10 protein-coding genes are annotated in these 8,914 nt (G+C 72.5%); 3 read left to right on the forward strand and 7 right to left on the reverse strand.

The window, feature by feature from the left end:
* The coding region (locus NON22_RS15835; RefSeq protein WP_484600507.1) for an oxygen-independent coproporphyrinogen III oxidase at positions 1-721 on the reverse strand (721 nt) is incomplete at its 3' end.
* Between the two features lie 280 nt (positions 722-1,001).
* On the opposite strand from NON22_RS15835, the gene NON22_RS15840 reads away from it, so the two are divergent.
* Genes NON22_RS15840 through NON22_RS15850 form a run of 3 tightly spaced genes read left to right on the forward strand, consistent with a single transcriptional unit; the run spans position 1,002 to position 5,577 of the window.
* Positions 1,002-2,978 (forward strand): pyridoxal phosphate-dependent decarboxylase family protein, encoded by a 1,977-nt coding sequence (locus NON22_RS15840; protein ID WP_257387913.1) that lies wholly within the window; start codon positions 1,002-1,004, stop codon positions 2,976-2,978.
* On the forward strand, positions 2,975-4,093 hold the full coding sequence (locus NON22_RS15845; protein WP_257387914.1) for a PLP-dependent cysteine synthase family protein: 1,119 nt from the start codon (positions 2,975-2,977) through the stop codon (positions 4,091-4,093). Before NON22_RS15840 ends, NON22_RS15845 begins: the two co-directional genes overlap by 4 nt.
* On the forward strand, positions 4,090-5,577 hold the full coding sequence (locus NON22_RS15850; protein WP_257387915.1) for a UbiD family decarboxylase: 1,488 nt from the start codon (positions 4,090-4,092) through the stop codon (positions 5,575-5,577). Before NON22_RS15845 ends, NON22_RS15850 begins: the two co-directional genes overlap by 4 nt.
* A 112-nt stretch (positions 5,578-5,689) precedes the next feature.
* Here NON22_RS15850 and NON22_RS15855 read toward each other — a convergent pair whose 3' ends face one another.
* The 6 genes from NON22_RS15855 to NON22_RS15880 form a co-directional block, all read right to left on the reverse strand.
* Positions 5,690-6,004 carry a hypothetical protein gene (locus NON22_RS15855; RefSeq protein WP_257387916.1) on the reverse strand — a complete coding sequence of 105 codons (315 nt, stop codon included), beginning with the start codon at positions 6,002-6,004 and terminating at the stop codon, positions 5,690-5,692.
* Positions 6,001-6,501 (reverse strand): DnrO protein, encoded by a 501-nt coding sequence (locus NON22_RS15860; protein WP_257387917.1) that lies wholly within the window; start codon positions 6,499-6,501, stop codon positions 6,001-6,003. The genes NON22_RS15855 and NON22_RS15860 overlap by 4 nt, the downstream gene beginning before the upstream one ends.
* A 107-nt stretch (positions 6,502-6,608) precedes the next feature.
* A complete protein-coding gene (locus NON22_RS15865; RefSeq protein ID WP_257387918.1) occupies positions 6,609-6,830 on the reverse strand; it encodes a hypothetical protein in 222 nt (73 codons plus the stop codon).
* A 107-nt stretch (positions 6,831-6,937) separates the two neighbouring features.
* On the reverse strand, positions 6,938-8,146 hold the full coding sequence (locus NON22_RS15870; RefSeq protein ID WP_257387919.1) for a beta-ketoacyl synthase N-terminal-like domain-containing protein: 1,209 nt from the start codon (positions 8,144-8,146) through the stop codon (positions 6,938-6,940).
* A gap of 1 nt (position 8,147) precedes the next feature.
* Entirely contained in the window at positions 8,148-8,663 is a 516-nt protein-coding gene (gene fabA / locus NON22_RS15875; protein WP_257387920.1) for a 3-hydroxyacyl-[acyl-carrier-protein] dehydratase FabA, read from the reverse strand.
* A gap of 46 nt (positions 8,664-8,709) precedes the next feature.
* Positions 8,710-8,914 (reverse strand): hypothetical protein (locus NON22_RS15880; RefSeq protein WP_257387921.1); only part of this gene is annotated, 205 nt, incomplete at its 5' end.

The raw sequence follows: 8,914 nt of genomic DNA on the forward strand, positions 1-8,914 counted from the left end.
GCCGGCGCTCGGTCGCGGGCGGCGCGTGTCCGTCGTGCGCCGGCGCATCCTCGCCGCGCAGGCCGATGCGGTCCGGACGCAAGGCGAGCAGCCGGTGCAGACCGGCGTCGAACTCGGCGTCGCCGCCGATCGGCAGCCCGTAGAGCAGGTCCAGGCCTATCGAGCGGAAGCCGGCCTCGCGCGCGTTCGCGACGCTGCGCTCGAACAGGCTCGCGAGGTCGCGGCCGGCCTCGGCCGGCGGCACGCGGAAGCGCACGCGGTTGAAACCCAGGTCGACGAGGCCGCCGAGCTCTTCCGCGCCGTGCACGCCGCCGGGCAGCGCGACGAGAAACTCGCGCGTGCCGGCGCGGCTCAGGAAGAAGCCGCGCGACACCGCATGCAGCAGCTCGCCGAGCGCGTCGCCGGCCAGGTCGGCCGCGACGCCGTCGAGCTGCAGCTGCACGACGTCGCGGTCGCGGTCGAACAGCGGCGCGACGATCGCGCATTCGCGTGCGAGGCGATGCACGTAGGCCTGGCTGCGGCCGCGGTCGGCGGCCAGCGACGCGTCGTCGTCGAACGGCAGGCGCAGATGCAGCGACAGCAGCCGCGGCGCCGGATCGTCGTTGGTACGGCGCGCGGCCGTGCGGAACTGCGCTTCGCCGAACTCCGGCGAGAAGCGGCCCGTGTCGGGGAATTCGACGAGCTCCGCGTCCGGACCGGAATACTGCAGCAGCGGAGCCATGGCGGGGATGGGGGTCGGAGGCATGCCCCAGTCTGCAAGGCGGCGGCCGGGAGCGCGTTGATCCAGATCATCTGCGGCGCGGGAAGCGGGCCGCCGCAGGCACCGCGCGGCGTGCGGACGACGTGCAACCGGATGCGGATTTGATCCAGATCAGTGTGGCGCGTCGCGCCGCTGCGCAGGATGGGCACCGACTTTCCGCGGAGCGCCGCCATGCCGTTCGATCCCCGCCGCCGGCGCTTGCCGGACGCCCTCGCACGCCGGTCCGCGGGGCGCTGAGCGCATGGCGACTTCCGCGTTCCGCGCCGGCGACCCGCCGACGAGCGCCGATGCCGGCGCCGCGCACGACTACGCCCTGGACGCCTGCTTCCTCGGCCCCTACGGCGAGAACGACACGCTGCTCGAAAAGCTCGTCGTCGAGTTCCTGCGCGACCACGTCTACTGGCGGCGCAACTTCCACCCCGAGGATCCGCCGCCGATCGCGACGGCCGCGGCGCGCCAGCCGGACTACCTGGACTTCGAGGCGCGCATGCGCCGCGAGCTGCACCAGCTGTCGGCGGCATTGAAAAAATCGGTGCCGTTTCACAGCCCGCGCTACCTCGGCCACATGGTCTCGGACCTGCTGCTGCCGGGCCTCGCCGCGCAGATGCTGACCCTGCCGTACAACCCGAACAACGTCAGCGAGGACGCCGCGCCGGTCACGGTCGACCTGGAAGTGCAGGTCGGCCTGCAGCTCGCGCGCATGCTCGGCTATCCGCACGATCCGCGCGAGCCGGCCTGTGCGTTCGGCCATCTGACCTCCGGCGGCACGGTCGCGAACTATCAGGCGCTGCGCCTCGCGCTCGCTCTGAAGGCGTTCCCGGTCGCGCTGCGCGCGGCCGGCGTCGGCGAGCTCGATCTGCCGCCCGACGACTGGAGTGCATTCAATCTTCCGCGCGAGGCCACGATCGCGCTGCTGCAGCGCTGGCAGGACTGGCTCGCGGCGCAGCCCGCCGCGCGGCGCGCCGACTGGCAGGCGCGTGTCGAGGCGCAGCGCGTCGAACAGCTCGGCCTGCACGGCTTCTTCGCGGCGCATCCGCAGTTGCGCGAGCCCTGCGTGCTCGCGCCGGTCACGGCGCACTACTCCTGGAGCAAGGGCGTCAAGCTGCTCGGCCTCGGCCGCGACCAGCTCGAGCTGCTGCCGACGCGCGGCATGCGCCTGGACGCCGGCGCGCTGGAGGACGCGCTGCAACGCCATGCGCGCGAACGCCGGCCGGTGCTGCTGGCCGTCGCCGTGCTCGGCGGCACCGAATACGGCACGGTCGATCCGGTCGACGCGCTGCTCGCGGCGCGCGCCCGCTCGCGCGGCCGCGGCCTGGATTTCTGCGTGCACGTGGACGCGGCCTGGGGCGGCTACCTGGCCACGCTGTTCCGCGCCGAGGACGGCAGCCTGCGCACGCGCGCCGAGGTCGGCGACGGGTTCGCGCGCTTTCCGGCGCCCGAGGTGCATGCGGCGTTCGCGGCGCTGGCCGATACCGATTCGGTCACCGTGGACCCGCACAAGCTCGGCTACCTGCCGTACGGCGCCGGCGCGTTCATCTGCCGCGACCATCGCGCGATGGCCCTGCTGGCCGAGCGCGCCGACTACGTATTCCATTCCGATGCGCCGCCGGACTATCTCGCGCGCTATCGCAGCCTGGGCCAGTTCATTCCCGAGGGATCCAAATCCGGCGCGAGCGCGGCCGCGGTCTACGTGACGCACAAGGTGCTGCCGCTGGATCATCGCCATTTCGGACGGCTGCCGCGCGCGACGGTGCGTGCGGCCGAAGCCTTCCAGGCGCGCGCGCTGCAGTTCGCCGGCGAGCAGGCCGGGCAGGTGCGGCTGATCGTGCCGTTCGCGCCCGACAGCAATCTCGTCTGCGTCGCGCTGAACCCCTGCGGCAACCGCTCGCTCGCGGCGGCCAACGCCTTCGTCGGCGCGCTGCACGACAGCCTGCGCTGCGATCCGCAGCAGCCGCTGCAGCTCAAGGAGTTCTTCGGCTCGGTCACCAGCTTGCGCTTCGACCTGCTCGGCGCCGCCGACGCGGCGCGCATCCTCGATGCGCTCGGGCTGGACACCGGCGCTGCCGAGGAGGACCGTCTCGTGATATTGCGTCATACCCTGATGAATCCGTACCTGATCGATACCCAGAACGGCATCAGCTACATAGCCGGGTATTTCGAATTCCTCGCGCGGCAGATCCAGGCCCTGCTGGCGCGGCGCGCGCCGGCGGCCGCATGAACGCCTGGCGCCGGAACCAGCCGTTCGACGACGCGTCGGCGCGCGACTGGGAGCATGCGGCGATCGCGACCCTCGCGCGCGAAGCCGCGCGGTCGGCCGACACGCACCTGCTCAAGCTGGACCTGCCGGGCTTTCCGGACATCGCGTTCTATTTCAAGGACGAGGCCGCGCATCCGACCGGCAGCCTCAAGCACCGGCTCGCGCGCTCGCTGTATCTCTACGCACTGTGCAACGGCCGCCTGCGCGCGGGCCAGCGCGTGGTCGACGCGTCCTCCGGCAGCACCGCGATTTCCGAGGCCTGGTTCGCGCGGCTGCTCGGCCTCTCCTTCGTCGCCGTGATGCCGGCCTGCACGGCGCCGCGGAAGATCCGCGAAGTGCAGGCGCTCGGCGCGACCTGCGACCTCGTCGACGATCCGTCCGAGGTCGCCGCGCGCGCGGCCGAGCATGCGGCGCACGGCGCCTGCCATCTGGACCAGTTCGGTCTCGCCGAGCGCGCGACCGACTGGCGCGGCAACAACAACATCGCCGAATCGATCGTCGCCCAGCTCGCGCAGGAACCCGCGCCGGTGCCGAGCTGGATCGTCTGCGGCGCCGGCACCGGCGGCACCTCGGCGACGATAGGACGCTATCTGCGCTACCGCCGGCTGGCCACGCGCCTGTGCGTGGCCGATCCGGCCGGCAGCGCGTTCGCGCGCGGCTGGCAGGCGCGCAGCCGCGACGTCCGCGCCGACGCGCCGACCCTGATCGAAGGCATAGGCCGCGCGCGCGTCGAGCCGGGTTTCCTGTTCGACGTCGTCGACGCGGTCGCGGAAGTGCCGGACGCCGCGTCGATCGCCGCGGCCTGGCGGCTCGAGAACCTGCTCGGCCGCCGCTACGGCGGCTCGTCCGGCACCAATTTCGTCGCCTGCCTGCAGCTCGCCGCGGCCATGCGCGAACGCGGCGAGCGCGGCAGCATCGTCAGCCTGCTCTGCGATCGCGGCGACCGCTATGCGGAAACGCTGTTCGATCCGGCCTGGCTGACCGCGCACGAGCTGGACCTGCGGCCGTGGTGGAAGAGCCTCGACCGCTGCGTCGCCGACGGCGTCTGGCAGGCGCCGGCCGGCGCGCGCGCATGAGCTTCGAGGATCTGCGCGGCTTTCTCGCGCAGCTCGAACGCGAACGGCAGCTGCTGCGCATCGCCGAGCCGGTCGATCCGTATCTGGAATCCACGGCGCTGTGTCTGCGCGCGCTGCGCGAAGGCGGTCCGGCACTGTTGATGGAAAACGCCGGTGCGCCGGCGCAGCCGCTGCTCGGCAATCTGTTCGGCCATCGCCGGCGCATCGAGCTCGCGCTGGCCGGGCGTCCGCTGGCCTCGCTGCGCGAGCTCGGCCGGCTGCTCGCGGCGATCCGCGAGCCGCGCTGGCCCGCCGACCTGCGCACGGCGCTGGCGCAATGGCCGGAACTCGGCCAGCTCGCCCACGTCGCGCCGCGGCGCGTGAAGGATGCGGCGTTTCTTGACGAAACCGTCGGCGGCGGCGCGGTCGATCTCGCGCGGCTGCCGATACAGCACTGCTGGCCCGACGACGCCGGCCGGCTGATCACGTTCGGCCTCGTGATCACGCGCGGCACGCGCCAGCCGCGCCAGAACGTCGCGATCTACCGCCAGCAGGTACTCGGTCCGGATCGCGTGATCCTGCGCTGGCTGCCGCACCGCGGCGGTGCGCTCGACTACGCGGACTGGCGCGCGGCGCATCCGCAGCGTCCGTTCCCGGTGCTCGTGGCGATCGGCGCCGATCCGGCCACGATGCTCGCGGCCGTCGCGCCGGTGCCCGACAGCCTGTCGGAGTACGAGTTCGCCGGCCTGCTGCGCGGCCGCCGCACGCGCCTGTGGCACAGCGCACTGACCGGCCTCGACGCGCCGGCCGGCGCCGAGATCCTGCTCGAAGGCTTCATCCATCCCGGCGATCGCGCGCTCGAAGGCCCGTTCGGCGACCACACCGGCTACTACAACGCGCAGGACCATTTTCCGGTGCTGACCGTCGCGCGAATGCACCTGCGCCGCGGCGCGATCTACCACGGCAGCTACATGGGCCGCGCGCCGTACGACGAACCGTCGGTGCTCGCGCTCGCGCTCAACGACGTGTTCGTGCCGCTGCTGCAGAAGGCGTTCCCCGAGATCGTCGATTTCCACCTGCCGCCGGAAGCCTGCTCGTACCGCGTCGCGCTCGTGTCGATCCGCAAGCAGTACGCCGGCCATGCACGCCGCATCATGATGGGCGTCTGGTCGTGGCTGCGGCAGTTCACCTATACCAAGTTCGTCATCGTCGTCGACGACGACATCGACGTGCGCGACGGTGCGGCCGTGCTCTGGGCCGTGGCCACGCGCGTGGATCCGGCGCGCGACGCCTTGCTCGTCGAAAACACGCCGATCGACTATCTCGATTTCGCGAGCCCGGCCGCGGGCCTGGGCTCCAAGCTCGGCCTGGACGCGACGAACAAATGGCCGCAGGAAACCGCGCGCAGCTGGGGCAAGCCGATCGTGGCCGACGCGGCCGTCGACGATCGCGTCGACGCGCTGTGGCGGCAGCTGGCGCAACGCCTGCCGAAAACGGCGCGTTGAACGGTTGCGGGCACGGATGCCGGCGCGCCGGTTGCGCCGGGCGCGGCGAACTGCAACATCGGAATCTTGCCGCCGGCCGCTGCGAACGCCGCCGGGCCGGCGGCGTACGTCTTCAGCTTGCGCCCTCCGCAGCGTCCGCGAGCACGGCGAGCACCTCGCGCACCTGCTGCTGCAGTGCGCGGCAGGAGTTTTCCCATTGCCCGTCGCGCGGCGTCGCCGCACCGAAGCGCAGCAGCATGGACGAAGCCGCCGACAGGACGCCGTGCAGACGCAGGATCTCGGCGAGCGCCGCATCGTGCTCGTCCTTGCCGACCAGCAGCACCTTGCGGTCCCGGCAGACGCCGATGCACGGCTGCGGCGCTTCGATGCGGCCGCAGCCTATGCATTGCCAGGCCTGCACGTAGCCGCCGGCGGCCGTCGTGTTCATTGCGCGGCGGCTGCTGCCGGCGCCGCCCAGCCGGGATCGTCGAACTGCAGCGGATACGGCGCGACGGCCTCGCGCATCGCGGCGACGGCGTCGCGTTGCGCGGGGTCGCGGTTCAGGCGCTGCGCCGCGGTCAGCAGCGGCAGCAGGATGCGATGGAGCGCCGCGTCCGCGTCGGGCGCGAGCGTGCAGTTGGCGAACAGGAAACGGATCGCCGCTTCGACTTCCGCGGCCCGTTCCTGCGCCGCGGCCGGCGGCAGGTGGCCGAGCTCGTAATGGTGCAGTTCCGCGAGCGCGGTGCGCACGCGGCTCATGCCCTCGCGCAAGGCCGCATCGCTGGCCCAGCGCTGCGCCGGCGCCCGAGTTGGCCCGGGCGCCGGCGCCGTGTGCGCGGCATGTGCCGCATGAGCTTCGTGTGGCGGCTCCGAGCCGGCTGCTGCGAGGCCGGCAGTGGCGCCGCACAGCAGGACGGCGGCGAACAGGCGGATGCGGTCGTTCATGCGGAAATCGTCCGGGCAATCGATACGGGTCGCGACACCGGCCGCGGCAAGCGCCCTGTCGTCAGCCGCGACAGCGCGTCCCCCTGCGGCCGGCGCCGCGGAAAGAATCAGGCGCCGCAGCAGCCGCCGCAGCAGTCGCTGCGGACGACGGTGCGCGTCGCGACCGGCAGCGCGGCGTCCTGCAGCAGGCGCAGCACCTCGGCCTGGTCGAGCTCGCTGCGCACGATCAGGCCGCCGTCGCCGTCGGGCGTGACTTCGGCGGTGCGGTCGTGGGCCGCGAGCGCGCGGCGCGCCCGTTCGACGAGCTCGGGAGTCGCGGTGGTGTTCATCGGAGAAAGATCCTTGCGTTGTCGTGACGGCCGACAGCGTCGGGCATCGTCGACACCGGCGCATTGATCGAGGTCAGGCCGGCGGCGATCGCCGCCGGCTGCCGCGTTCAGGCGCGCGCGAACACCAGCGCCGCGTTCGTGCCGCCGAAGCCGAAGCTGTTGGACATCACCGTGTTCAGCGCCGCGGGCCGGCTTTCGCGCACGATCGGAAACGCCGCGACCAGCGGGTCCAGCGCGTCGATGTTGGCCGAGCCGGCGATGAAGCCGTCGCGCAGCATCAGCAGGCTGTAGATCGCCTCGTGCACGCTGGCCGCGCCGAGCGAGTGCCCGGTCAGCGACTTGGTCGAGGACAGCGGCGGCACGGCGCCGCCGAACACTTCGCGCACGGCCTGCAGCTCGACGATGTCGCCGAGCGGCGTGGCCGTGCCGTGCGTGTTGAGGTAGTCGACCGGCGCATCGACGCCGGCCAGCGCCATCTGCATGCAGCGCACCGCGCCGAGGCCGTTCGGCGCGACCATGTCGGCGCCGTCGGAGGTCACGCCGTAGCCGACGAGCTCCGCATGGATGCGCGCGCCGCGCGCGGCCGCGTGCGCATAGTCCTCGAGCACGAGCATGCCGGCGCCGCCGGCGATGACGAAGCCGTCGCGGCCCGTGTCGTAGGGGCGCGAGGCCGTGGCCGGCGCGTCGTTGTAGGCGCTCGACAGCGCGCCCATCGCGTCGAACTGCGCGGCCATGCCCCAGTGCAGCTCCTCGCCGCCGCCGACGAACATGACGTCCTGCGTGCCGCGCCGGATCAGGTCCGCGGCCGCGCCGATGCAATGCGCCGATGTCGCGCAGGCCGCCGCGATCGAATAGCTGACACCGAGCACGCCGAACGCGGTGGCCAGCGCGGCCGAGACCGTCGAGCACATCGTGCGCGGCACCATGTAGGGGCCGACGCGGCGCACGCCTTTCTCGCGCAGCAGGTCGCCGGTCTCGATCTGCCATTGCGCCGAGCCGCCGCCGGAGCCGGCGATCACGCCGGTGCGCGGATGGCTGACGGTGTCGGCGCCGAGGCCCGCGTCGGCGATCGCGTCGCGCATCGCGACGTAGCTGTAGGCGGCCGCATCGCCCATGAAGCGCTTGAGCCGGCGGTCCACGGCGGCCGCGAGATCGATGCGCGGCAGACCGGCGATGCAGCTGCGCAGGCCGCGCGCGGCGTATTCGGGCATCGCGCAGATGCCGCTGACCCCGTCGCGCAGCGCGCGCGAGACGGCGTCGGCCGCATCGCCGAGGCAGGACACCACACCCATGCCGGTCACGACGACACGACGCATGTCAGAAACCCTCCGTGGTCTGGAACAGGCCCACGCGCAGATTGCTCGCGGAGTAGATCCGGCGCCCGTCGACGAAGGTGTGGCCGTCGGCCACGACCATCTTCAGGCGGCTGCGGATGACGCGGCTCACGTGGATCTCGTAGCGCACGAGCCGCGCGCTCGGCAGCACCTGGCCGACGAACTTCACTTCGCCGACGCCGAGCGCGCGGCCGCGTCCCGGCTCGCCGAGCCAGGGCAGGAAGAAACCGGCGAGCTGCCACATCGCGTCGAGGCCGAGGCAGCCGGGCATGACCGGGTCGCCGTCGAAATGGCAGCCGAAGAACCAGAGGTCGGGCCGTATGTCGAGCTCGGCCTGCAGCAAGCCCTTGCCGTGGTCGCCGCCGTGGTCGTCGATCTGCGTGATGCGATCGAACATCAGCATCGGCGGCAACGGCAGGCGTGCGTTGTCGGGGCCGAACAATTCCCCGCGGGCACAGGCCAGGATCTGCGGATGGTCGAGCGAAGCGAGGCGCGTCATGGACAGGTCGTGCAGGAAGGGAAAGGCCGAGTCTGCGCGGTGCGGGTCAGCGTCCGCCTTGATTCGGGTCAAACAGGCGCGCTGTCGTTGCCGCTACGCCGGCCGTGTCCGGCGTGGCCGCGGAACGTTCGTCCGCCGGCAAGGCCGCGCGCCGACGCTGGTGCTGGCGGTGTGCGTCGGCGATGACGAGATCGATGAGCTGCCGCGCCGTCGCCGCCGGCACGCCGAGGCGCCAGGCGAGCGCCTGCGCG

Source organism: Tahibacter caeni (assembly GCF_024609805.1).
Lineage (GTDB): Bacteria > Pseudomonadota > Gammaproteobacteria > Xanthomonadales > Rhodanobacteraceae > Tahibacter > Tahibacter caeni.